This is a genomic window from Kitasatospora sp. McL0602, from assembly GCF_052076145.1.
Lineage (GTDB): Bacteria > Actinomycetota > Actinomycetes > Streptomycetales > Streptomycetaceae > Kitasatospora.
On sequence record NZ_CP197246.1, the window covers coordinates 7,324,428 to 7,347,549 of the forward strand.

Below are 23,122 nucleotides of genomic sequence, written 5' to 3' on the forward strand. Positions count from 1 at the left end.
CACCACCCAAGGTGCCGACAACACAGCACTGCTGAGGCTGCATCAGAACGACATCGGCCGGCCGCAGTACCTGTCCGCCCTTCCGTACTTCGATCGTTTGAGGATGCTGATGCTTCGTGATGGATCGTCACCCGGAGGTCGGCCCTCCGTTCCAGTTCTCGGATGGCTCCTGCCCACGGTCGTGACCGCGGTCGCCGCGGCAGTGCTGGCCACGGCCGGCGCCTGGGTGGGACTCGCCTGGTGCGGTGTCGTGAGCACCCTGGCGGTGGCCGCCGTGGCGGTGCAACGGGGGCAGGCACTGGTGGCGCTGCGCGAGCAGAGTGCGCAGCAGGACCGGGCGCTGCGCCGTCAGCTGACCAGGCAGGAGGAGGCGACCGTCCAACTGGCCAGGACCGCGCTGCCCGAGGCGGTCGACCGGCTCCAGCGCGGTGAGTTCATCCAGGACGTGCTGAAGGCGTACGAGTCCCACGACGGCGTCCTCGGGCCGGCGTACCGGGCCGCCCGCCAGGACGTGCTGCGCACCGTGCTGGAGGCCGTCGAGAACGAGGAGGGGATGCGCGAGTCCGCCCAGCGGGCCTTCGTGAACATCGCCCGCCGGGTGCAGGCGATCGTCCACCGCCAGGCCCAGGACCTGCGCGAGATGGAGGACCGGCACGGCAACGACCCCGCCGTCTTCGACGACCTGCTCCGCCTGGACCACGGCAACGCGCTCGTCGGCCGCCTCGCCGACTCGATCGCCGTCCTCGGCGGTGCCCGCCCCGGCCGCCAGTGGAGCCGCGCGGTGCCGCTCTACAGCGTGCTGCGCGGCGGCATGTCCCGGATTCTGGACTACCGGCGGGTCGAACTGCACCCGGTCTCGGAGGTCGCCGTCGTCGGCCCCGCCGCCGAGCCGCTGATCCACGCGCTGGCCGAACTGCTCGACAACGCCACCCGCTACTCCCCACCGCAGACCCGGGTCCACCTGACCGCCGTCGAGGTGCAGACCGGCATCGCCATCGAGATCGAGGACGGCGGCCTCAGTCTGAGCGAGGAGGGCCGGGCCCGCGCCGAGCGGATGCTCAAGGACGCCCAGGCGGGCATCGACCTCAACGACCTCGGCGAGACCCCCCGCCTCGGCCTCGCCGTGGTCGGCCGGCTCGCGCGGGCGTACGGCTTCCAGGTCTCGCTGCGGCCCTCCGCCTACGGCGGCGTCCGGGCAGTGCTGATCGTGCCGCAGGAACTCATCACGACCGCGCCCGCCACCGGCCTGGCCCACGGCATCGGGATCGCCTCCGGCCCCCGGTCCGCCCGAGCCGACGCCTCGCCACCGGCCGGCGCTCAACCCTGGAGGTCGGGGGCGGTGCCCGCGTACTCCGCGACCTCGTTCCCGAGCCCGGCAACGGCGGTTGCGGCGGACGATGAGGCCCCGGTGGTGAGCGAGCGGACCCCGAACGGCCTGCCGCAGCGGCGCCGCCACGCCACCCCGTACCGGGTGGAGGCTCCCGAGCCGCCCAGGGCTCCGAGTCCTGCCCAGGCCCCCGAGCCGGCCCCGGCGCCGGTCCAGCCCGGTATGTGGCTGGCTGCGTTCACCGAGGGGGTGAACGGCCACGCGCCGTCCACAGCTGCGGTCGGCCACACCAACGAACAGTCGGCCGGGAAGGGCGAGCAGTGATTCAGCAGCGGACCAACATGGACTGGATGCTCAAGGAGCTGGCGGAGAGCGTCCCGCACACCCGCCACGTCGTCGTGCTCTCCGCCGACGGCCTGCGGATGGCCCAGTTCGGCACCGACACCGACACCGCCGACCGGCTCGCCGCCGCCTGCGCCGGCCTGCAGAGCCTGGCCGCCGCGGTGGGGCAGGAGTTCCCGCACAGTGACACCCGGATGCGGCTGGTGGTGATCGAGATGGGCGGCGGCTTCTTCTACCTGATGGCGGCCGGCAGCCACGCCTACCTCGCGGTACTCGCCGACGAGGGCGTCGACGCCGGGCTGATCGGCCAGCGGATGCGGGACCTGGTGGCCAGAATCGGCGAGCACCTCAGCACTCCTCCGCGCAGTGGCGGGCAGGTCGCGTGAGCGCAGCCGACCAAGGCTGGGGCGAGGACAGCCCGGAACGTCTCTACGTGATCACGCGCGGTCGCAGTTCCGAGCGGGACACCTTCGGCCTGGTCACCCTCATCGTCTCCCGCTCGGAACCCGCACCATCGATGCAGCCGGAACTCGCGGCGATCCTGCGGATCTGTGATTCTCCGCTGTCCGTGGCCGAGATCTCCGCCTACCTACGGCTGCCGGTGAGCGTGATCACCGTGTTGCTGGCGGACCTCCTCGCCGAAGGCCGGATCGAGGCCCGCGCCGCCGTTCCGAAGGCGTTACTTCCCGACCGTGCCCTCTTGGAGGCGGTGATCAGTGGACTTCAGAAGCTCTGAGCCGATGGTGGGACCGCAGCAGGCGGACCTGCTCCCGGACTCGGCCGCCATGGCGGTCAAGGTCGTGATCGTGGGCGGCTTCGGTGTCGGCAAGACGACCCTGGTCGGCTCGGTGAGCGAGATCCGCCCACTGACCACCGAGGAGACGATGACGCAGGCCGGAGCCGGCGTCGACGACATCGCCGGGATCGAACGCAAGACCTCCACCACGGTCGCGATGGACTTCGGCCGGATCAGCATCAGCGACCAACTGGTGCTGTACGTGTTCGGCACCCCCGGGCAGCAACGGTTCTGGTTCCTCTGGAGCGGCCTGTTCGAGGGGGCCCTCGGCGCGGTCGTGCTGGTCGACACCCGTCGGCTCGAAGTGAGCTTCGACGTCATCGGGCGGCTGGAGGAACGCGGCGTGCCCTTCGTCGTCGCGGCCAACACCTTCCCCGAATCGCCGACCTACCCGACCGAGGAACTGCGCGCCGCCCTGGACCTGCCGCCCGAGGTGCCGATCGTCACCTGTGACGCCCGGACCCGCGAGTCCAGCCGGGACGTCCTGATGGCCCTGATGCGCTACCTGTACCGGCTCTCGACCCCCGCCGCGCAGTGAACCGGCCGAGTGCACCGTCCCAGTGATCCGCCGCTCTCCCTCTCTCCCGACGACCACCCCGGAGACACCGTGACCGCCCCGTACCCTGACGACGCCTCACCCACCCCGCCGCCCGGCTGCCCCGCCCACGGGCTCGGCACGCACCGGCGCAGCGATCAGGGGCCCGGCTCACCCGGCCTCGACGCCGTCGGCCTTCGGCGGCTCTACGGCCCGGAGGCGGAGCCCGACCCGGCGGGCCTCTACGAGAAGCTACGCGCCGAGCACGGCGAGGTGGCACCCGTGCTGCTCCACGGAGACCTCCCGGCCTGGCTGATCCTCGGTCACTCCGCGAATCTCACTGCCATGCGTACGCCCTCCCGGTTCTCCCGGGACTCCCGCCGCTGGTCCGCGTTCCAGGAGGGTCTGGTCACCCCCGACTCCCCGCTCATGCCGGTCATCGCCTGGCAGCCGCTCTGCGTGTTCGCGGACGGTGAGGAGCACAGGCGCCTGCGCGGAGCCGTCACCGACAGTCTCAACCGCTTCGACCGGCGCGGTATCCGCCGCTACGTCACCCGCTTCACCGATCAGCTGATCCAGGAGTTCGGCCCCACCGGCCAGGCCGAGCTGGTGGCCCAGTTCGCCGAGCACCTTCCGATGCTGGTGATGACCCAGGTGGTCGGAATGCCCGAGGAGTACGGGCCCCAACTCGTCAACGCCGCTCGCGATCTGATGAAGGGCACCGAGACCGCCGTCGCGAGCAACGACTACGTGGTGGCGACGCTGCGCCGGATGATGGAACGCAAGCGGGTCGAGCCCGGCGCCGATCTGGTCTCCTGGCTGATGCAGCACGAGGCCGGGCTCACCGACGACGAGGTGCTGGAGCACCTGCGGGTGGTGCTGCTCGCGGCGAACGAGACGACCGTCAACCTGATCGCGGACACCCTGAAGATGGTCCTCACCGACCACCGCTTCCGCGCCCACCTGTCCGGCGGCCACATGACCCTGCCCGACGCCCTGGACCAGGTGCTCTGGGACTCCGCACCGATGTCACTGGTCGCGGGGCGCTGGGCCACCGGCGACACCGAACTCGGCGGCAAGCAGATCAGGACCGGCGACATGCTGCTGCTCGGCCTCGCGGCCGGCAACGTCGACCCGGCCGTCCGCCCCGACCTGGCGAAGCCGTTGCACGGCAACCGCTCCCACCTCGCCTTCGGCAGCGGCCCGCACGAGTGCCCCGGCCAGGACATCGGCCGGGCCATCGCGGAGACCAGCATCGACATCCTGCTGACCCGGCTGCCCGACCTCCATCTCGCCGTTCCCGAGGACGAGTTGAGCTGGACATCGGCCTGGATCTCCCGGCACCTGGTGGAGCTGCCGGTGCGCTTCACCCCACGGACGAACCCCGAGCCGGAGCCCCCGTACGGCCCGGCCGCCACCCCCGCACCACCGCCCGCCGAGCCCGTCGCTGCCACCGTCCCCCGGCAGCGCCGCAGCTGGTGGACCGCACTGGCCGGTTGGCTCCGCCGCTGACCTGTCACTTCGGGGGCGGGCTGTCCCAGCTGTAGCGGTCGGGCATGTTGTGCCTTCCCCCGGAGTTCTGGTTCTGGATCTGCGCGTCGGCCGTGTAGGACGTCCCGTCCTCGAAGGCCACCGAGCAGCGCAGGCGGGCGGTCGCGCCGCGCACCGTGCCGTGAACGTGCGGGGTGCAGGCCACCGAGGTGACCGGCCGGTGGTCCACGTCGGCCAGCTGGGACTTCATCGCGTTCTGCAGGTTGACGTAGGCGTCCGAGTTCGGCCCGCACCCGGCCGCACCCCCTACGACGACGGCCGCCAGCACGAGGAGCCCCGCCCCTCGCCGGAACGCCCCCGCAGCACACTGCCCACGCAGTCGGGCCACCTTCATCGGAGAACTCCTGATCGGTCGGTCGAAGAGCCCCGAGCCTAGCGGGGCGGCGCAGCTTGGGCCGTCGCGCGGAACGTGCGCCGGTAGGCGGCGGGAGCGACGCCGACCGACGCCTGGAAGTGCTGGCGCAGCGAGGCACCGGTGCCGAATCCGCACCGGCGGGCCACCGCGTCCACCGACAGATCGGTGCTCTCCAGCAGGGATCGGGCAAGATCCAGGCGCTGCTGGGCGATCCACTGCCCCGGGCTGAGCCCGGCCTCCTCACGGAAGCGCCGGGTGAACGAACGGACGCTCATGGCGGACCGTTCGGCCAGATCGGCCAGGGAGAGCTGCTGATCGAGCTGTGTCATGGCCCAGGCCCGCGCGGGCTCGGTGCTGGCGACCGACGGCGTCGGGACGGGCCGCTCGATGTACTGCGCCTGGCCGCCGTCGCGCCACGGGGGCACGACACAGCGGCGGGCGACGCGGTTGGCCTCGTCGCTGCCCAGGTCGCGACGGACGATGTGCAGGCACAGGTCCATGCCGGCCGCCGCGCCGGCGGAGGTGAGGATGTCGCCGTCGTCCACGAAGAGGACCTTCGGGTCGAGCCGGACGCGCGGGAAGAGGATCGCGAAGTCCCGGGTGAACGCCCAGTGGGTGGTGGCCGGGCGGCCGTCGAGGAGACCGGCGGCGGCCAGCACGTAGGTGCCGGCGCAGATGGTGACCAGCCGGGTACCCGGCCGGACATGGGCGAGCGCCTCCCGGATCTCGGCGGGCAGCAGGCCGTCCTGGTAGATCGAGTGGGGCGGCGCGAAGGGCGGGATGACCACGGTGTCCGCGGTGGCCAGGATGTCGGCGGCATGGTCGCCCGCGACCCGGAGCGCGGTGTTGGTCTGCACCGGCTCGCCGTCGATGGTGCAGGTCAGGAGCTCGTAGGCGGGGGTGCCGTCCGGGTGGGCGGCCATCTGGAACACCCGCAGGGGGATACCCAGCTCGAACGGATAGACCCTGTCCAGGATGAGGACGGCTACGCGGTGCATGGCCCGATCCTTTCACATCATGGCTCCCCGGCCAGTAGGAATCGGGTCCGACTTGTCCGAGATTGGATCTCGTTGCACCCGATCGACCTCTCCTTGGAGGAGTGACAGATGAGCGAGAACACCATGCGAGCGATCACCCAGGACACCCTCGGCGGCCCCGAGAACCTGCGGGTCACCGAGACCGCGCGGCCCGAGCCGGGCGTCGGCGAGATCCTGGTGCGCGTGCACGCGGCCGGCGTCAACCCGATCGACTGGAAGACCCGTGAGCACGGTGTCTTCCTCGGCGAGCCGCCGTTCGTCCTCGGCTGGGACGTCTCGGGTGTGGTCGAGGGCGTCGGTCTCGGCGTGCGCCTGTTCGAGCCCGGCGACGAGGTCTACGGGATGCCGCTCTTCCCCGAGGCCGCCGGTGCCTACTCGGAGTACGTCACCGCCCCGGCCCGCGACTTCGCCCCCAAGCCGGCCGGCCTCACTCACGTCGAGGCCGCCTCCCTCCCGCTGGCCGGCCTGACGGCCCGCCAGGCCCTGGTCGACACCGGGAACGTCCAGCCGGGACAGCGCGTGCTGATCCACGCCGCCGCAGGCGGTGTCGGCCGCCTCGCCGTCCAGATCGCCAAGTCCCTGGGCGCCCACGTCATCGGCACCGCCCGCGCCGTCCACCACGAGACGCTGCGCGGGCTCGGCGCCGACGAACTGATCGACTACACCGAGGTGGACGTCAACAGCACCGCCCGGGAGGTCGACTTCGTCCTCGACTCGCTCGGCGGCCGGAACACCTTCGAGGCCCTTGCCACCCTGAAGGACGGCGGAACACTCGTCTCGCTGCCCGGCCCGGACGAGAACGCCGTCATCCCCGAGGCCGCCGAGCGAGGCATCCGGGCCGGCTTCATGCTCGTCCAGCCGGACCGCACCGGCCTGCTCCACCTCACCGAGCTCGTGGAATCCGGCATGCTGCGCCCGCAGGTCGGCCCCACCTTCCCCCTCGAGAAAGCAGCCGACGCCCACCAGCACGGCGAGAACGGCGGCGCCATCGGCAAGATCGTCCTGACGGTCGGCTGAGGCTTCGCGGCGTCCGGGCAGCGTCCTCGGGTCACTCGAAGGCGCTGCCGGTCAGGGAGGCCCGCCGTCTAGCTAGGGGGTGATGACAACCTGGTACGCCTCGCCGTCGAGGATGCGCTCGGACTGGACGTCACGCCCCAGTTTCCCCCCGGCGCCCGTGTTCTCGCCCTTGGGGACATGGGCCCTGATGCAGGGCGCGACCGGTTCGTCACGCACGACCTGCACGCTCCATACGCCGCCCACGTTGCGGGGGGTGATCTCGGTGCAGAGGGAGCCGAGTGTGCCGCCCTGGCGGGTTTTGGCGAACGGGAACTCGTCGCAGGAATCGTCCTGGACGGTAGGGTCCTTCACGAAGGGCATAGGGGGCGCGTCACAGCTGTAGTAACGCCTGCTGTCCGCCCTTTTGTCGTCGGCGTCCCGCGTGAGCGGCCTTTTTTCGGTGCCCATGCTGTTGTTGTCGCTCAGGTTTTTCTGCGCCCACTCGTAGGCCACCGCGGCGGCCCCGTAGGCGGCCTTGCTGATGGTCACCTTTGCCAGGTCTTCGGTGACTATGCAGCCGGGGTTCCCGCCGACCTGCCCGTCACAGCGCAGCGAGGGCCCGGCCCAGGTGCCCTGGGCGATGACGGGGTCGGCGTCGGTGCTCAGCGTCTGGCTGCGGTAGGCGATCTGTGTGCGCTGCTGCATCCCGCCACCCCGGACGGTGGAGTCGTAGGAGAGGGTGCCGGTGTGGTCTTCCCCGTCCTGGACCAGCTCGATGCTCCCGCCGCCCCAGGCGGGCGGGCCCGCTGTGCACTGGGTGCAGTCCGATGCCAGGGAGAGTTGCAAGCTGGGAATGGTCTCTGAGAACGCTCCGGCGTAGACGGAGATGCTCTCCTGCCACTGCGTACTCGTGGGGCTCGGCTCGGACGCGGCGGTGACCGTGAGCGGGGCGGTGCCGATCACGTCGCCCTTGGGGTCGATGAGCGCGTAGATGATGTTGTGCCGCACGCAGTACGCGTGGCGGTTGGAGACGACGTCTTGGTGTTTGTCGGAGGCGCACAGGGCCGCCGCACCCTCGTACCCGGGCGGGACGGCGCGGGTATCGCGGGCGGTGGCGGTGGCGGTGGCGCGGATGCGGGCGAGACCTTGGGCGGAGACGGGGGCCTGTCGGGTACAGGTCCATGCCGCGCCCTGTCGTTGCGCCCCGGAGCCGGGGGTGGTGGGCGTGCAGGTGCCGTGGCCCGTTGGGCCCGCCCGGCCGGCCGTCGGCGGTGCGGCGGCGGCCGGTGACGCCCCCACGGCGAGGAGGGCTGTGGTCAGGGCGAGTGCGGCTAAGGCCGCTAGCGGGTGCCTGGCGCATTTCAAAGAATGGTCCCCCTGTTCGATGACGTACGGTCCACCGAGGATCGAACCGGCCCGGCAGCGGAGTGCACAAGAGGGCGGAATAGGCCCCTCCACGAACTTCTTTGGCCGGTTCCGGTCTCACGCCACGGCCTCGCGGCCGCTAAATTCACTCTTGACCTGGCATATACATGGCAAGGGGGAAATAGATAATGATGCGCCCCGTACGACCCGTCGGCCACATCGGCAAATCACTCATGGCGGTGACCGCTACGGCGGCCACCGTGGCGGTCACTGTCATGGGCCTCGCCGTCTCACCGGCTGCTGCAGCACCGACCGCCACGACGGCGCAGACGCCCGCGCCCGGCGACACCTGCACGGCGGCCGACCTCGGCACCCGCCACCCGTACATCAAGACGACCGAGGTTTCCCCGGCGATCACCCACTTCAAGGGCTGGTACGTCACCCAGGGCACCACCGGCTACCAGAGCGTCACCACCAGCACCCAGGACACCATCTCGGTCTCCGTGGGCCTGAACGGCAGTGTCCAGGGCAGTTTCGCCGTCCAGACCCTCGGCACCGTCGGCGCGATGCTGGGCCTGAGCGTCCAGGTCAACTACACCTCCACCAGCAGTGAGTCGAACACGGTCACGTGGAACTTCGGCCGGCCCGGCTACTACGGCGTCTACAAGGGCACCAAGGAGGTCACCGGCACGTACGGAAGCCTCAACTGCAACCGCACCCAACAGGGCGACGGCAGTTGGGCGTTGAAGTGGATCGAGGGGCCTGGCAGCGGCAGTTTCACCACCTACACCACCCTTGAGGAAGGTGCGGTGCGCTGCGAGGACACGGTGCCCGCCAACAGCATCATGGCCAAGGCAAAAGGCCTCCTCGACTGCGGCTCACCCGCCGTGAGGGCCGAGCACCCGGCCGGTGCGGTAGCGCCGACAGCGAAGCAGACGCAGGACCGCCTCGGGCAGCACCCGGCCACCACCACCGGCACGTCCGCCGAACAGCCCAAGGCCACCGGGCGTAGCGCGTTGGCCGCGCTCAACTGCCAGCCCGGCGCCTACCGGATCGACGTCCCCGGAAGGCCCCTGAACTGGAGCGCACCGCTCCTGGCCAACGACGGCATCCGCCTGCGCGAATCGACGTTCTTCAGCGCCCACCTGGACAACTGGCGGCTGTGCAACGTGACGGAGAACAACGGAGTCCTTGAGGCGTCCCTGTGGAACTGGGGCAACGGCGGATGCGCGACCATCCCGGCGAACATCGCCAACCTGGAGCAGGCCTACCTGACGACGGCCACCTGCGGGGAGGACGACCTCCAGCGGTTCTACATCTACCGTGACGTACCCGGCAGCTCGAAGATCGGTGTGCAGAACAAGTACACCGGCTCCATGATGGGCCACGACCGCTACGCGGACGGTGAGTTGATCCGCCAGTACTCCAGCGGCAGGCAGGACGGCACGGGTACGTACACCCTGACCGGAGTCTGACGGCCCACACCCCGCGAGCGCGGCCCCGCACGTGAACTGACCTCCCGTTTCGTGCGGGGCCCGCCGCGTCCCCACTCCGGGCCCTGCCAAGGTCGAGCGGATCACCAGCCACGGAGATCTGCAGTGGGCCAACCTGGCCAGCCGGCCGCTCATCCGACGATCCGGTCCATATCGTCGTCGTCCCGAAGCTGCACATCCCCTCGCTGGTGGATATGGGCGAGGGGGGTGATGACCTACTGATGGAGGCCCTTCGGGTGGTCCGCGGGGTCGCAGCGAGCGTGCGCGAGAAGCACAGGGCGGCCTGCGTGGTGACCAACGAGGGCGCGTACCAGGAGTCGAAGCACATGCACTGGCGCGTGCTCTTTCGCGGAAGCCTTCCGGATGCTCTGGCCTGAGATGGCTCGCGGGCGGCTCAGTCGCCATCGCCGCGTCGGCGACCCACCGGCTCACCACAGCACGGATGAACTGAACTCCGAGTTCCACCGAATCCTGGCCGAACTCACCGACCAATCCGCCCGTGCTCGCCGGCGCCTTCACCGCTTGGGTCCGCTGTGGCTGACGCATTCGGACAGTACCGATACCCGACTCCACCGTCAGGCCCGTGACCAGCTGCGCCGGATCCGCGATGGCGTACCTGCCCGCACGCGGCGAGATCACCCACCCGACGCGATCCACTCGCGCCCGCGTCCGCCAGGATCGGTACGACAGCGGTTTCTCGGGGGGTCTGCCACCGGCAGGCGAACGGGCTTGAGTCTCCCGTAAGGGGAGACGTGAAGGTGGGGGCATGAACGGCGACACGCTCTTCTCTATCGGCGACCTTGCACGGCGGACCGGGCTGACGGTCAAGGCCATCCGCTTCTACTCCGACTCCGGGATCGTGCCGCCGACCGATCGCAGCCCGGCCGGCTACCGCCGGTACGGCATCGACGCCGTGGCACGGCTGGACCTCGTGCGGACTCTGCGCGACCTGGGACTTGACCTCCCCACGATCCGCAGGGTCGTGGACCGGGAGGTCTCGCTTCCCGAGGTCGCCGCAGCGCACGCCGAAGCACTGGACGTGCAGATCCGCGCGCTTCGCCAGCGGCGCGCGGTGCTGACGGCGGTGGCCCGGCGCGGGTCCACCCCCGAGGAGATGGATCTCCTGCACAGGCTCGCCAAGCTCTCCCACGACGAACGCCGACGCATGACCGACGACTTTCTCGGCACCGTTTTCGACGGCCTGCACGACCATCCCGCATTCGCGGCGGTCACGCGGTCGATGACCCCCTGCCTGCCCGACGATCCCACCACCGGGCAGGTCGAGGCGTGGGTGGAGCTGGCCGAGCTGTTCCAGGACCCCGAATTCCGGTCCAGCACCCGGGGACTTGCGATGGAGATGGCAGCCGACCGCGCTCCGGGTGATGCCACGGGGCTGCCCCGTGTCCTTGCGGACTGTGTCCGGATGCAGGTCGTCCCCGCCCTGGAAGCCGGCATCGACCCGGCCTCATCGGCGGCCGGGCCGGTCGTCGAGGCGATCACGGCTTACTACGCGGGCGTCCTCGGCCGGTCCGGTGACGCCGAGGTCCACCGACGGCTGGTGGCCCGGCTGGAGAGCATGGACGACCCCCGCAAGGACCGGTATCTGCAACTGCTCGCGGTGATCAACGGCCGGCCCGTTCCCGAGAGTCTGGCGCCGATGCTCGACTGGTCACTCGAAGCCCTCCGCCGGTCCGGACAGTGATCACCGTCGAAGCGGACACAGACTCGCCGCCCCGGCGCCTACTGTCCGACTACCGTGAACTGCTGGCACTCCCGGGCGTCAGCCGGATGGTGATCGTCAGTCTGCTGTCCAAGCTCCCGCTCAGCATGATCGGGCTGAGCCTGCTGCTCTTCATCGGGGCGCGCCACTCCTACGCGACGGCAGGCCTGGCGGTCAGCTGCATGGCGATCGGCCAGGGCCTGTCCGCCCCCATCCGTGGCCGCCTGATGGACCGCTGCTCCTCCCGGCTGATCGTGACCGGCTGTCTTGCGGCATACCTCCTCGTGCTCGCCGCGCTGGTGGCGGCGGCCGGCTCTCGCAGGCCGGTGCTGCTTCTGGTGCTGGCAGCGCTGAGCGGGATCACCATGCCACCGGTGGGAATCATGATGCGGACGCTGTGGCGATCGGTGGCCGGCGAGCGCCGGCTGGTCACCGCGATGGCGCTCGAGTCGGCGGTGAGCGACATCTCCTTCATCACCGGCCCGGCCGTGGCCGCCTGGCTGTTCCTGAACGTCTGGGACGTCATGCCGTTCGTCCTGTTCGGGCTGCTGATGATCACCGCCGTCCTGCTGGTCCTCAGCCTCCCGCCGGTGCCGCTGCCTGCCCGCCGATCCGGAGCCCGGCACTGGGCGGGCCCGCTGCGCTCCCCGGCGCTGCGCCGACTGCTGGTCGTCCACGCGGCGTTCAGCTCGATGATCACCGCGGTCGACGTGGTCATCCCCGTCCTCAACGCGCACCGCGGCACGGGTGCGTACAACGGTCTCGACATCGCAGCGCTCTCGGTCGGCAGCATCGTCGGCAGCCTCGCCCTGGGCGCGGCGCCCCGCCTCCTGGCTCGCGGTCCCAAGATCGCCGTCCTGATGGGGACATTCGCGGCGGGCACGGCAGTACTTGCCGCAGCCTCCCAACTGTCCCCGCTGGCCTTGGCGTCGGCCTGTCCGGTCGCCGGCCTCGCCTACGGATCGACCTTCGGCGCGCTGTTCACCGCAGGCGGAGACCTCGCACCCGAGGGTTGCGCCACCGAGACCCAGGGGTGGCTGAGCAGTGTCATGCAGGGCGGCTCCGCGCTCGGCGCGGCCGCCGCCGCGCGGGTCGCCACGGACACCGGCAGCCTGAGCGTGCTCTGTGCCATCCCGGTCCTCGCAGCTCTCACCGCAGCCCTCTCCCGGAACATCCCCGACCGCCAGGGCCGAACCGCATGAGCAGCCCGGGATCAGGCGTCGGCGCCTGACCCGCCCTCAGGGCTGAAACAGCCTCCACCGGCCCTCGGAGACGACCTCGACGGTGCCGTCGACCACCTTGACAGCGCTCTGATCGTCGATCGCGTACGTCGGGACAGGAATGTGTGCCGCCCACTTCTCGGCGTTGGCCAGGGAGGCGTCGGGATGGTCAGGGTGCTCCAGGTGCGGGATCACCGCGAAGTCGACGAGCCCCGCTCCCCGGCCCGTGACGAGGAGTCTGTCCACGTCGCCGTCGGGCGTGGCGAAGACGACCTCCTGCGAACTCACCGGCGCTTCGTTCCCGCGGGGCGGTTCGGAGTAGGTCTCGACGAACGTGGTGGCGGCGGCGATGCTCCCGGCGCTCACCCCCACGTAGACCGCCTCGGGGCGCAGCGACGGCAGCAGGCCGGTCAGCCCGGAGCGGCGCATCCAGTCGGCCAGGAACAGCGGGTCGCCGCCCCACACCAGCAGCGCGTCGGCGTCCCGCACCGTCGGCACCCAGGCGGCCTCCTCGATGCTCGGCAGCACGGACAGCTCCAGGACCCCCAACGACTTCCAGCCCAGATCGGCCAGCAGGGACGAACTCCGGCCGCCCAGCGCTCGCCAGGCCATGCCGGGGCCGCCGGGGAAGGGATAGACGGCGGTGGGGATGAACAGGGCGTTGGATTCGGCGATCGGTTTGCCCAGCAGATCCTCCAACGCGTCCCGGATGCTGCGGTTCTGGATCCCGGACGATGTGAGGAGAGCTTTCACGGCCTTGCCTTCCTGGGGTGCCCTGACGAGGTGTCCGACGTGCCCACCGGAGGGCGGGGTGACGGTCGCGTCTCGGACCCTAGTGCTCGGCACTGACATTGCTCGGCGCCCAGGCACTCCCGGGGCTACCTTCAACCCGCGTGGACGCCCCCGTGCCCGCCGAAGGGACGGCGGGCGCGGGGGCGGAAGCCTGTACTCGGAAGGTGCGCAGCTCTGTTGTCAGGCGTGCAGCCAGTTGACCGCGAACGAGGTACCGGTCAGTGGCCCGTCCTGGGTCAACTGCACCCCGTTGCGTTCGAGGTTGGTGGTCTGGAGGCTGCCTGCGGTGGCGAACGAGGTGGCGTTGGCGGTGACGTTGCTGAACTTGACCGTGCTGAAGTTCGGGCAGGGTGGGATGTTCTGGCTGCCTATCGCCTCGACGATCACCTCGGCCGAGCTCAGCGGGGCGGACTTCAGGGTCTTGGTGTAGGTCTTCGTCCAGCCCTGGGTTGGGTCGGCCAGTACCAGGGTGAAGGTGCCGTTGCCGGTGGTGGTGACGCTCGAGGTCATCGTGTCCCCTGCCTTGACCGGCTCGGAGAAGTAGATGGAGTTGGCCGGGTACATCTCGACCCACGGGTTGTACTGCACCTGGCCGGACTTGGTGCACACCGCGTCCAGCCCGATCTGCTCGACCGAGCTGCTGGACCAGCCGTCGAGGCCGGACCAGAAGGAGACGTTGCCGGCGGTGGCCGAGCAGTTCAGAGCCGGGATCGTCCAGTTGCCGGTGACGGAGTGGTAGGTGCCGCCGGTGACGGCGTAGCCGCCCCAGTTGCTGTCCGCCCCCGCGTGACGGACCACGCGGTGGTGAAGTACGGGTGACGGTGAGTCGGCTCCCTGGCGGGCGAGGGAGGTGGCGCCGGACAGCGGGCTTGCTGCATGGGCGGCGGGGCTCGCCAGGAGGGCTATGTTGGCGGCGATCGCGAGTACGCAGACGGAGGTGGCTCGTGCCATGGGGGTCTCCCTGTGACTGTGCGCGGTGGGGGTGCCGGGTGGGGCGGGCCACAGCCTCCTACGATGATCTGCACGCGTCAATATGTTCGGCACTCGGCCCGGAGAGGTCGGTCCGGCCGGCTCCGCGCCGTGCTCCGCGTCATGCACCGTGCCGTCAGGCACCGACGTGCATACTTGCCGGACGATCAGTGGGACGTAGAGGTGATGACGCGGTGAAACTGGCTGAAGCGCTCGCGCAGCGCGCGGCTGCGGTGCGGCGGGTGGAGCAGTTGCGGGCGCGCGTCGTCGGTAGCGCCCGCTACCAGGAGGGCGAGGAGCCGGCGGAGAACGCGGCGGAGGTCCTGGCCCAGGCCGGAGAGGTGCTGGACGAGCTGGAGCGGCTGATCCGTCAGATCAACCGGACCAACTCCACCGTGGTCATCGAGGGCGGCGGCACCCTGACCGACGCCCTCGCCCGCCGGGACGTCCTACGGCTGCGCCACTCGGTGCTCACCGCGGCCGCAGACGCCGCCTCCGGACGTGACCAGCGCGGAGCCGTCCGGCAGATGCGGTCCGAACTGCGGATCCTCTCCGCCCTGCCGGTCGCCGAGCTGCGTGCCCAGGCGGACGTCGTGGCCAAGGAGGTCCGCGAGGTGGACACCCTGATCCAGCGCACCAACTGGGAGATCGACCTGATGGAGGACTGACCCTCACAAGCTGGGTGCGGGGAGCAGGTAGTCGTCACGGAGGCGTGCACACACCGCGGGCCGGCGGTTTATCCGGCCCACGGCGCGTGAAGAGCAACGCAGGGGTTCAATTCCTCACCGACAGTGCAGCTCAGCACCGCGTACAGGTGACAGAGCACATCGCACAGCTCACTACCACGTGCAGATCCGGACGACGAGGGCGGGAACGGGGCGCCCCGCATCCGGTGCGAGGGCCGTGTACACCAACACGGCCCTCGCACCAATTACGGTCGCGTCGGCAGCTGCCTGATCACGACCTGGCCGTCGTGCCACTTGAGCGCAGAGTGAGCAGCGTGATCTCGCTCGGGGCGAAGATCCGGAAGGGCGGGCCCCAGAAGCCGGTGCCCCGGCTGGTGTAGAGCTGGGTCCGCTCGCCGTGCCGGCTCAGCCCGTGCACCACCGGCTGGTCGACCCGGACGAGGAAGTTGAACGGCCAGATCTGCCCGCCGTGGGTGTGCCCGGAGATCTGCAGGTCGATGCCGGCGGCAGCGGCCTGGGGCACGTACTTGGGCTGGTGGGCGACGAGCAGCACCGGCTGGTCCGGGTCCGCCCCCGTCAGCGCGCCGCCCAGGTCGGCGCGGTGCCCGGCGAGACCGGAGTGCTCCGCGGTCACGTCGTCCACGCCCGCGAGCACCAGGGCGTCGCCACCGCGCTCCACCACGACGTGGCGGTTGTGCAGCGGCTCCCAGCCCAGTTCGGCCATCCGGTCCAGCCAGCCCTGGGCCTCCCCGCCGTACTCGTGGTTCCCCGTGACGTACACCTTGGCCAGCCGGGCCCGGACCGTACCCAGCGGCGCGGACTGCTCCCGCCGCCGGCCCGGGGTGCCGTCGGCGATGTCCCCGGCATGGACCACCACGTCCGGGTCGAGCGCGTTGACCACCTCGGTGACCCGCGCCGACCAGTCGGCCCGGTCGATCGGCCCGTAGTGGGTGTCGGCCATCACCACGACCCTGGTTCCGTCCAGGCCGGGGCCGAGCCGCAGCACGTGGACCTCCATCCGCTTGACCCGGGGCACCCGCATCGCCTCGTGGTGCCCCCAGGCCAGCAGCCCGGCCGAGACCACCGCGACGGCTCCGGCCACCGCCCTGGCCCGGCCGCTCCCGCCGACGTCCAGCCCGATCAGGACCAGATCCACCAACCCGCCCAGCACCGACCAGGTGAACAGCACCCAGATCACCCCGAGGCTGGTGTCCGCGACCCGAGCGGCCCGGTCGTCCTGCCGTCGCCCGTGCCCCGCGATCATCAGGAACGGGAACGACACGAGCCAGCCGCCGAAGACCACCGTCCCGCCCACGAAGACCGGGAACGGCCAGTCGACCCCGGAGGCGAACAGCATCCACCACGGCGGGAGGAACAGCACCGCGAGCACCAGCAGGACCACCGCCAGCCGCCGCCACCGAGGCCGCCCGCGCCTCGCCCGCTCCTCCGGAATCTCCACCTCATGGTCCGGTCGGAGGTCTGCCTCCGACCCGATGAATGCACTGTCTGTCACGGCGCCGCCCCTCACGTCTTCTGCCCCCATCATCCGCCACCGGGGCAGGGGCAGGGGCAGGGGTAGGGGACCGGGCCGGGCGGCGACCGAACTGTTGAGCCGCTGGGACGCGCAGAGGAGCTCGGTTCACCTGGCCCTACGACTCCTGACCAGCCTCCTCATACTCACCGGCTCCGGCTCTGTGACAGATCGTGCCGGAGTCGTTGACCGGGCACTGACCAGTGGGTAACTTCCCGGCGAGTAACTTCGCGGAAACACGGCCCGGCCACCCCCACGGCCCAGGGCCCGCTCTGGCACGCCCCCCACCCCTGGTTGCAAGGAGTCCCCGCATGTCGCTCCGCACCCGCCGCCTGGCATCCCTCGTCACCGCCGCCGCCACCCTCGCCGGGATCGGCCTCGCCCTCCCGGCCCAGGCGCAGGCCGGCTCGCCGGTCAACTACGTTGCCCTCGGCGACAGTTACAGCGCCGGCTCGGGCGTGCTGCCGCTCGACCTGGGCGCACCGCTGCTGTGCGCCCGCTCCAGCGTGAACTACCCGCACGACCTGGCCGCGCAGGCCGGGCTGAACCTGACCGACGTCACCTGCGGCGGCGCCCAGACGAAGGACTTCGCGGGCTCCCAGTACCCGGGCGTCTCACCGCAGTTGGCCGCTCTGAGCCCGAGCACCGGCCTGGTCACCATGACCATCGGCGGCAACGACAGCAGCACCTTCATCGACGCGATCCTCGCCTGCGGCTCCGCCGGGGTCGCCACCCTCGGCTTCGGTCACCCCTGCCGGAGCATCTACGGCTCCAGCTTCGACAACACCATCGACAACACCACCTACCCGGCGCTGAAGTCGGCCCTCGCCGCCGTCCGGGCCAAGGCCCCCGACGCCAAGGTGGCCATCCTCGGCTACCCCTGGATCGTGCCGAGCCAGGCCGTGCCCGGCTGCTTCGCCAAGATGCCGATCGCCTCCGGCGACATCCCGTACCTGCGCGACCTGCAGACCCACCTCAACTCGGCCGTCCAGCGCGCCGCCGCCGACACCGGTGCCACCTACGTCGACATGTCCGCCGCCTCCGACGGCCACGACGCCTGCCAGCCGATCGGCACCCGCTGGATCGAGCCGGTCCTGTTCGGCACCAACTACGTCCCCGTCCACCCCAACGCGCTCGGCGAAGCCGCCATGGCCGCCCAGGCAGCCGACGCGCTCAGCCTCGGCTGAGCGCCGCCTACCTGCTCCCGCCGGGCTGCTCCCGCCACCAGGCGGGAGCAGCCCGGCATCCGTCACTTGCGGGCGAAGTACCGGACGAAGTCCGGCGTGGCCGAGCCGACGCCGGTGACGTCGTCGTAGCCGGGCGCCGTCTTCAGGCTGCTGTCCTGGTCGAGTTGGGCCAGGTAGGCGTCGAACGTGCCCTTCGTCCTCCAACTCGGCAGGTAGCTCAGCGCCGTGGGCGCCTGGCCGGGCGGCACGGGTAGCACGTCGTGGATCGCCGGGGTGTTCCGGATCTTGTAGAGCAGCGGGTTGGCGAAGCCGAGCGCGTGGCCCGCGGCCTGGGCGGCGTCCGCCTCCAGGCCGGTGATCAGCGGGGAGGAGCCGCTGGTGCCGGCGCCCAGCTCCTCGTGGTACTCGCCCTTCGGAGTGGTGAATCCGACCAGCCAGCCGGTGAGGCGGTCGCCGTTGGCGGCGACGTCCGGCAGCATCCGGTGCGCCGGACCGCTGCCACCGGCCGTCGCCAACTTCGAGGGGACGACGCCCTTCTGGTACCAGGGCTGGGCGATCAGGCTGCTGCGACCGCCGCCGGAGCCCATGAAGAAGGACCCGGGCGGCGGGGTCAGGTAGCCGGTGCCCTCCGGGTTGATCTGCGCCGCGTTCGCACCCCAGCCGAGTTCGCCGACCACCTTGCCGGTCTTGCCGATCTCCAGCGTGGTGCCGCCGACCGCAGTCGCCCACTGGTCGGAGGCCGGGAAGATCGCCAGGCCCGCGCCGCCGCCGTCCGCGCCGTCACCCTCGTCGCCGGAGGCGTAGTTGAAGCCGATGCCCTCCAGTGCGCCCTGCTGGAACACCTGGTCCCAGGCCACCACCGTGGCGGGCGAGTCCGAATCCTCCCGGGTGGGGAACGAGTCGGTCACCACGTCGGCCAGGTGCTGGTCCACGATCCGGGTGTGGGCGTCCAGGTACGCCACCGAGCCGCCCGCGCCCGTGTCGCAGTCGGCCCCGACGTACACCACCTTGGCGTCCGGCGCGGCGATGTGGAGCGTCTCCACATCCAGCGGCTCCTCCGGCGCGTTGGCGTAACCCCGGCAGGTGGCGGCGAAGTTGGGCCCGAAGTTCTCGCTGTACTGACCCGGCGCGAATCCCGGGAGGCCGTGCGCGGCGAAGAACCGGTTGGCGTCGGTCTCCATCGTCGGCAGCGCCCCGTCCAGCACCACGGCCACGGTGCGGCCCTTGCCGGTGTACGGGCTGTTCGTCACCCCGTAGGCGTCGCGCAGCTGCTGCGGGGTGTAGCCGCAGACGCCGTTTACGGCACTGGTGCGGCCGTCGACCGGCGGGATCGCGGAGCTGCTCTCGCCCCACCACTTCGAACACGGCGGGGTCGCGGCACCGTCCTTGGGCGCAGCAGCCTTGGGCGCGGTGACCCTGGACGCGGGGGCCTTGGGGGCGGCAGCCTTGAGTGCGGGCGCCCCGGACTGGTCGTACGGGATGTCAGGGTTCATGCTGTCGAGGCCGAGCACCGTGCTGACGTCATGGCCGAGCGCGGCGGGCACGGAGATGCCGCCCACCGGGGCGAGCAGGCTGGGCGGGAAGTCGGCCTGCCGGGTGTAGGCGTGCAGCGTGGTGCCGAACGCCTGCTGCACCTGGGCCACCGTGGCCGTGACCGCCACGTAGTGCGCGTCGCCGCCGGTGACATGCATCCCGAGACCGGTCAGCCACCCCTTCACCTTCGCCGCCTGGGCCGCTGTCGACCCGTAGCGCTTGGCGAACTGGGCGGGCGTCAGGTAGTGCGCGTAGTCCCGGTCTGCCGGGTCCGAGACCCGCCGTGCCGCCGCGGCCATCCCCGCCGGGTCCTGGTTCGCCAGGTACACCCGCAGCGAAAGGCCCCAGTTGCCCGGCGCCGGCCCGGTGTCCGCCGGTCCGCCCGTGGCCGTCATCCATCCGGGCACAGGCGAGGCCAACGCGGTACGCGCCGGGCTCGCCGCCTCGGCAGCCGGTGCCACCACACCCGTCACGACCAGTGCGGCCGCAGCTACGGCCACCGGAAAGTACTGGCGGTCCAAGGTCCCACCCTCCGTCAAACGATCAGCAGAATCGGGCGGCCCACCGGCCACCCACCCCTCACTGACGTCCCGCCCCCGCTCCCGGGTCGCACCGATCCGCTCACCCTGCCCGAAAGGCCCCGCCGTAGACCCCCGCCAGGGCAGCGACCGCCGCGACCACGGCCGCCCGCAGCTCGGGCGGGCCGAGGACTTCGGCCTCCGGTCCGAAGGCGAGCAGGTCACCGACCGCTACCGGGAGGGACTCCACGCTCAGGTCGGTCTCCACCCAGCCCGCCGCGTCCGGCGTGCCCGCCACCGCGAGCGCCCGGGTGCCCTCGGCACCGAAGCGGGCCGGGAGCAGCCGCTGCGCCGCGGGCGACAGCCGCACCCGCGCCACCCCCTGGCGCCGCATCTCCTCCAACCGCCGCGAGCTCTGCGCCCAGTACGCCGCCAGCTCGAACCCCGGCGGCCGCTCGAACCCGGCCTCCAGCACCGAGACCTCCAGCAGCCGCGCGATCCGGTACGTCCGCAGCTCCCCGCCCACCTCCCCGCCCACCTCCGCGACCAGGTACCAGATGCCGCCCTTGAGCACGACCCCGAGCGGATGCAGCTCCCGCCGCACCTCCCCGCTCCAGCGGCGGTAGTGCACCCGCAGCACCCGCTGCTCCCACACCGCCCCGGCCACCGCTGCCAGGTGCGGCACCGGATCGGCCTCCCGGAACCAGGCGGGGGCGTCCAGGTGGAAGCGGCCCTCCAGCTCGCGGGTGCGCTCGGCGAGCGCGGGTGGCAGGGCGGCCGCCAGCTTCAGCCGGGCGGTGGCAAGGCCGGCGCCCAGACCCAGTTCACCGGCCGGGCCCGGCATCCCGGCCAGGGCGAGCGAGCGGGCCTCGGCGGCGGTCAGGCCGGTGAGGCGGGTGCGGTAGCCGTCGAGCAGCCGGAAGCCGCCGGCCGGGCCCCGGTCGGCGAGCACCGGCACCCCGGCCGTGCCCAGCGCAGCCACGTCCCGGTGGACGGTCCGCACCGACACCTCCAGCTCGGCCGCCAGCTCCCGGGCCGTCATCGGGCCGCGGTTCTGGAGCAGCAGGAGCAGCGAGAGGAGTCGGTCGGCGCGCATGCCCGCCATTGTGTCTGCCGTACCTGACAGCAGATGGCATGAATACCCGCCAGGCTGACCACCGGCCCGCGCACCACCACGAAAGGAAGACAGTCATGCCCGTCACCCGTACCACCGGCGAGTTCACCTTCACCGACTGGCAGGAGACCCCCGTCGGCCCGGAGGCCGGCCACCCCCGGCTCGCCCGCGCCACGGTCGTCAACAACTTCACCGGGGGCATCGAGGCCACCGCCACCACCTGCGAGTACGCCTTCACCTACGTCACCGAGCACACCGGAGCCTTCGCCGGCTACGAGCTGCTCACCGCCACCGTCGGCGGCCGCAAGGGTTCCTTCGCCGTTGAGCAGCGCGGCACCTTCCACCAGGACGGCACCGTGCACTGCGCGTTCACCGTCGTCCCCGGCTCGGGCTCCGGCGAGCTGGCCGGGCTGACCGGCACGGGCAGCTACGTCGCCAGGCACGGTGAGCCCTCGGTGCCGTACACCTTCGGTTACGCGTGGGACGCTCCGCAGGCCTGAAGCAGCCGGGCGATGATGGATCATGGGGCGACGGTGGCCCTGTCCGGCGGCGAGTACGCGGCGATGGCGCTCGCCGCCGCCATGGGACCTCGCCGCAGGAGAGCAACAGCAATGACCACGCCACCCACCCACGCGCAGCAGATCGCCGCCACCATCCGCCCCGCCATGCTCAACGGCTTGCAGGACGCCGAGCTCCACGGCCCTGTCGGCACCCAGCGCATCAACGAGTGGGCTGACTGGATCGCCGAAGCGGTCGCGCAGACGATCGTGCAGCCGATCACGGCGGAACGGGACGCCTTCGCCGACCGCGTCGACACCCTCAGTCACATCGCCAAGCGCCACAAGGACGCGTACGCCGATGCCACCCGCGACCTGCAGCAGCTCGAAGGCCGCATTGCCGAGCTCGAGGCGGAACTCCGCGCACTGAGGGAGAACCCCGAACAGGGCTGACCGGGTAGGAGGCGCGGGCGCGGCTGCCTTCCGTCAGCCGGTGACCCTGACCACGTACTTGCCGGCGCCTCGGCCTGCCGCCAGCAGGTCGTGGGCGGCGGCGACGTCCTCCAGGGAGTCCAGTTCGACCACCGGGGCGTCGAGTTTGCCCTCGGCGAGCAGGTCGAGGGCCCGCTGCTGGGCGCGGGCCACCCGGGCGGGGGCGGCGGCCAGCAGGCCTCGGTGGCTGAAGCCGGTGACGGTGAGGTTGCCGCCGAGGAGCCGGCCGACCGGGGGCAGGGCGTCGAGCGGTCCGCCGTCGGCGTTGCCGAACAGGACCACCCGGCCGCCGGGGGCGGTCACTTCGAGATCGAGGTCGAGCGTCCTGGTCCCGAGCGGGTCGAGGACCAGGTCGACGCCGCGGCCGCCGGTCGCGGTGCGGATCTGTTCGGCCAGGTCGGTGCTGCGGGCGAAGGCCAGTGGGTAGCCGGCCTGCTGGGCTGCGGCCACCCGGTCGGGCCGGCCGACCGTGCCTATCAGGGTGCCGCTGCCGAGCAGCGGGACGAGCCGGGCCAGCGCGCCTCCGATCCCGCCGCCCGCCGAGTGGACGAGCACGGTGTCGCCGGGCTCGAATCGGCCCGCGTCGGTCAGCAGGAGCAGTGCGGTGGCCAGGCCGAGCGGCACTGCGGCGGCCTGCACCGACGGCACGCCCTCGGGCACCGGGACGGTGGCGGCAGTGCTCGCCACCGCGACCTCGGCGAAGCCCCCGTCGACGGTGGCGGCGGCGACCCGGTCACCGATCGCGAAGCCGGTGACGCCGGGGCCGAGTGCCCGGACGGTCCCCGCCACCTCCTTGCCCGGCCGGTACGGCCAGGCCGGCACATAGCCGGCGTCGCCGCGGCGGGCCATCACGTCGACGAAGTTCACCCCGGCGTGGCTGACGTCGATCGTCAGCTCGCCCGGTCCGGGCTCGGGTACGGCGATGTTCTGGACGGTGGTGTGCTCGGCGCCCCCGGGCCGGGCCATCTGCAGTGCGCGCATGTCCTTCTCCCCCTCCAACGACCTACGATGTTCTACGAACATCGAAATTCATACACCCTATTTCGACGAATGTCGAACATGGCAC

The 23,122-nt window shown here is 71.4% G+C and carries 23 protein-coding genes; 14 read left to right on the forward strand and 9 right to left on the reverse strand.

What is annotated here, in order from left to right:
* The first annotated feature begins 103 nt into the window (after window positions 1–103).
* The 5 genes from ACR68M_RS33075 (at window position 104) to ACR68M_RS33095 (ending at window position 4,512) form a co-directional block, all read left to right on the forward strand.
* A complete protein-coding gene (locus ACR68M_RS33075; protein WP_441247836.1) occupies window positions 104–1,651 on the forward strand; it encodes a sensor histidine kinase in 1,548 nt (515 codons plus the stop codon).
* A gap of 17 nt (window positions 1,652–1,668) precedes the next feature.
* Window positions 1,669–2,055 carry a roadblock/LC7 domain-containing protein gene (locus ACR68M_RS33080; RefSeq protein WP_441251784.1) on the forward strand — a complete coding sequence of 129 codons (387 nt, stop codon included), beginning with the start codon at window positions 1,669–1,671 and terminating at the stop codon, window positions 2,053–2,055.
* Window positions 2,052–2,405, forward strand: coding sequence for a DUF742 domain-containing protein (locus tag ACR68M_RS33085; protein WP_441247837.1), 354 nt, complete (start codon window positions 2,052–2,054; stop codon window positions 2,403–2,405). Before ACR68M_RS33080 ends, ACR68M_RS33085 begins: the two co-directional genes overlap by 4 nt.
* On the forward strand, window positions 2,386–3,003 hold the full coding sequence (locus tag ACR68M_RS33090; RefSeq protein WP_441247838.1) for a GTP-binding protein: 618 nt from the start codon (window positions 2,386–2,388) through the stop codon (window positions 3,001–3,003). Before ACR68M_RS33085 ends, ACR68M_RS33090 begins: the two co-directional genes overlap by 20 nt.
* A 69-nt stretch (window positions 3,004–3,072) precedes the next feature.
* Window positions 3,073–4,512, forward strand: a complete 1,440-nt coding sequence (locus tag ACR68M_RS33095) for a cytochrome P450 (protein ID WP_441247839.1) — start codon at window positions 3,073–3,075, stop codon at window positions 4,510–4,512.
* A 4-nt stretch (window positions 4,513–4,516) separates the two neighbouring features.
* Here the strand turns inward: ACR68M_RS33095 and ACR68M_RS33100 are convergent, their stop codons facing one another.
* The gene (locus ACR68M_RS33100; RefSeq protein ID WP_441247840.1) at window positions 4,517–4,885 is read right to left on the reverse strand and encodes a hypothetical protein; all 369 of its coding nucleotides are present in this window, start codon (window positions 4,883–4,885) and stop codon (window positions 4,517–4,519) included.
* 38 nt (window positions 4,886–4,923) lie between these two features.
* On the reverse strand, window positions 4,924–5,904 hold the full coding sequence (locus ACR68M_RS33105) for a GlxA family transcriptional regulator (protein ID WP_441247841.1): 981 nt from the start codon (window positions 5,902–5,904) through the stop codon (window positions 4,924–4,926).
* Between the two features lie 108 nt (window positions 5,905–6,012).
* On the opposite strand from ACR68M_RS33105, the gene ACR68M_RS33110 reads away from it, so the two are divergent.
* The gene (locus ACR68M_RS33110) at window positions 6,013–6,960 is read left to right on the forward strand and encodes an NADP-dependent oxidoreductase (protein WP_441247842.1); all 948 of its coding nucleotides are present in this window, start codon (window positions 6,013–6,015) and stop codon (window positions 6,958–6,960) included.
* 72 nt (window positions 6,961–7,032) lie between these two features.
* Here ACR68M_RS33110 and ACR68M_RS33115 read toward each other — a convergent pair whose 3' ends face one another.
* Window positions 7,033–8,238 carry a NucA/NucB deoxyribonuclease domain-containing protein gene (locus tag ACR68M_RS33115; RefSeq protein ID WP_441247843.1) on the reverse strand — a complete coding sequence of 402 codons (1,206 nt, stop codon included), beginning with the start codon at window positions 8,236–8,238 and terminating at the stop codon, window positions 7,033–7,035.
* Between the two features lie 299 nt (window positions 8,239–8,537).
* On the opposite strand from ACR68M_RS33115, the gene ACR68M_RS33120 reads away from it, so the two are divergent.
* The 4 genes from ACR68M_RS33120 (at window position 8,538) to ACR68M_RS33135 (ending at window position 12,719) form a co-directional block, all read left to right on the forward strand.
* Window positions 8,538–9,779 (forward strand): hypothetical protein, encoded by a 1,242-nt coding sequence (locus tag ACR68M_RS33120; RefSeq protein ID WP_441247844.1) that lies wholly within the window; start codon window positions 8,538–8,540, stop codon window positions 9,777–9,779.
* 116 nt (window positions 9,780–9,895) lie between these two features.
* Complete coding sequence (locus ACR68M_RS33125; RefSeq protein ID WP_441251785.1) at window positions 9,896–10,174, forward strand: HIT domain-containing protein; 279 nt, start codon at window positions 9,896–9,898, stop codon at window positions 10,172–10,174.
* 389 nt (window positions 10,175–10,563) lie between these two features.
* Window positions 10,564–11,499 (forward strand): MerR family transcriptional regulator, encoded by a 936-nt coding sequence (locus ACR68M_RS33130; RefSeq protein ID WP_441247845.1) that lies wholly within the window; start codon window positions 10,564–10,566, stop codon window positions 11,497–11,499.
* Window positions 11,496–12,719 carry an MFS transporter gene (locus ACR68M_RS33135; RefSeq protein ID WP_441247846.1) on the forward strand — a complete coding sequence of 408 codons (1,224 nt, stop codon included), beginning with the start codon at window positions 11,496–11,498 and terminating at the stop codon, window positions 12,717–12,719. Before ACR68M_RS33130 ends, ACR68M_RS33135 begins: the two co-directional genes overlap by 4 nt.
* Window positions 12,720–12,755: 36 nt before the next feature.
* Here the strand turns inward: ACR68M_RS33135 and ACR68M_RS33140 are convergent, their stop codons facing one another.
* Window positions 12,756–13,490: a Type 1 glutamine amidotransferase-like domain-containing protein gene (locus ACR68M_RS33140; protein WP_441247847.1), complete on the reverse strand. Its 735-nt coding sequence runs from the start codon at window positions 13,488–13,490 to the stop codon at window positions 12,756–12,758.
* 219 nt (window positions 13,491–13,709) lie between these two features.
* Complete coding sequence (locus ACR68M_RS33145; protein ID WP_441247848.1) at window positions 13,710–14,480, reverse strand: G1 family glutamic endopeptidase; 771 nt, start codon at window positions 14,478–14,480, stop codon at window positions 13,710–13,712.
* A gap of 212 nt (window positions 14,481–14,692) precedes the next feature.
* On the opposite strand from ACR68M_RS33145, the gene ACR68M_RS33150 reads away from it, so the two are divergent.
* Window positions 14,693–15,166: a DIP1984 family protein gene (locus tag ACR68M_RS33150; protein WP_441247849.1), complete on the forward strand. Its 474-nt coding sequence runs from the start codon at window positions 14,693–14,695 to the stop codon at window positions 15,164–15,166.
* Window positions 15,167–15,455: 289 nt separating this feature from the next.
* On the opposite strand, the gene ACR68M_RS33155 is transcribed toward ACR68M_RS33150, so the two are convergent.
* A complete protein-coding gene (locus ACR68M_RS33155) occupies window positions 15,456–16,643 on the reverse strand; it encodes a metallophosphoesterase (protein ID WP_441247850.1) in 1,188 nt (395 codons plus the stop codon).
* A 383-nt stretch (window positions 16,644–17,026) separates the two neighbouring features.
* Between ACR68M_RS33155 and ACR68M_RS33160 the strand changes: the two genes are divergently transcribed.
* Complete coding sequence (locus ACR68M_RS33160) at window positions 17,027–17,902, forward strand: SGNH/GDSL hydrolase family protein (protein WP_441247851.1); 876 nt, start codon at window positions 17,027–17,029, stop codon at window positions 17,900–17,902.
* Between the two features lie 62 nt (window positions 17,903–17,964).
* Here the strand turns inward: ACR68M_RS33160 and ACR68M_RS33165 are convergent, their stop codons facing one another.
* Together ACR68M_RS33165 and ACR68M_RS33170 are read right to left on the reverse strand one after the other, a co-directional pair.
* Window positions 17,965–19,956, reverse strand: coding sequence for a S53 family peptidase (locus ACR68M_RS33165; RefSeq protein WP_441247852.1), 1,992 nt, complete (start codon window positions 19,954–19,956; stop codon window positions 17,965–17,967).
* Between the two features lie 100 nt (window positions 19,957–20,056).
* Complete coding sequence (locus ACR68M_RS33170) at window positions 20,057–21,049, reverse strand: helix-turn-helix transcriptional regulator (RefSeq protein WP_441247853.1); 993 nt, start codon at window positions 21,047–21,049, stop codon at window positions 20,057–20,059.
* 95 nt (window positions 21,050–21,144) lie between these two features.
* Here ACR68M_RS33170 and ACR68M_RS33175 point away from each other — a divergent pair, with 95 nt between their 5' ends.
* Both ACR68M_RS33175 and ACR68M_RS33180 read left to right on the forward strand, forming a co-directional pair.
* Window positions 21,145–21,567 carry a DUF3224 domain-containing protein gene (locus ACR68M_RS33175; RefSeq protein ID WP_441247854.1) on the forward strand — a complete coding sequence of 141 codons (423 nt, stop codon included), beginning with the start codon at window positions 21,145–21,147 and terminating at the stop codon, window positions 21,565–21,567.
* Between the two features lie 111 nt (window positions 21,568–21,678).
* Window positions 21,679–22,017: a hypothetical protein gene (locus ACR68M_RS33180; RefSeq protein ID WP_441247855.1), complete on the forward strand. Its 339-nt coding sequence runs from the start codon at window positions 21,679–21,681 to the stop codon at window positions 22,015–22,017.
* A 33-nt stretch (window positions 22,018–22,050) separates the two neighbouring features.
* Here the strand turns inward: ACR68M_RS33180 and ACR68M_RS33185 are convergent, their stop codons facing one another.
* On the reverse strand, window positions 22,051–23,037 hold the full coding sequence (locus tag ACR68M_RS33185) for a quinone oxidoreductase family protein (protein ID WP_441247856.1): 987 nt from the start codon (window positions 23,035–23,037) through the stop codon (window positions 22,051–22,053).
* Between the last annotated feature and the right edge of the window lie 85 nt (window positions 23,038–23,122).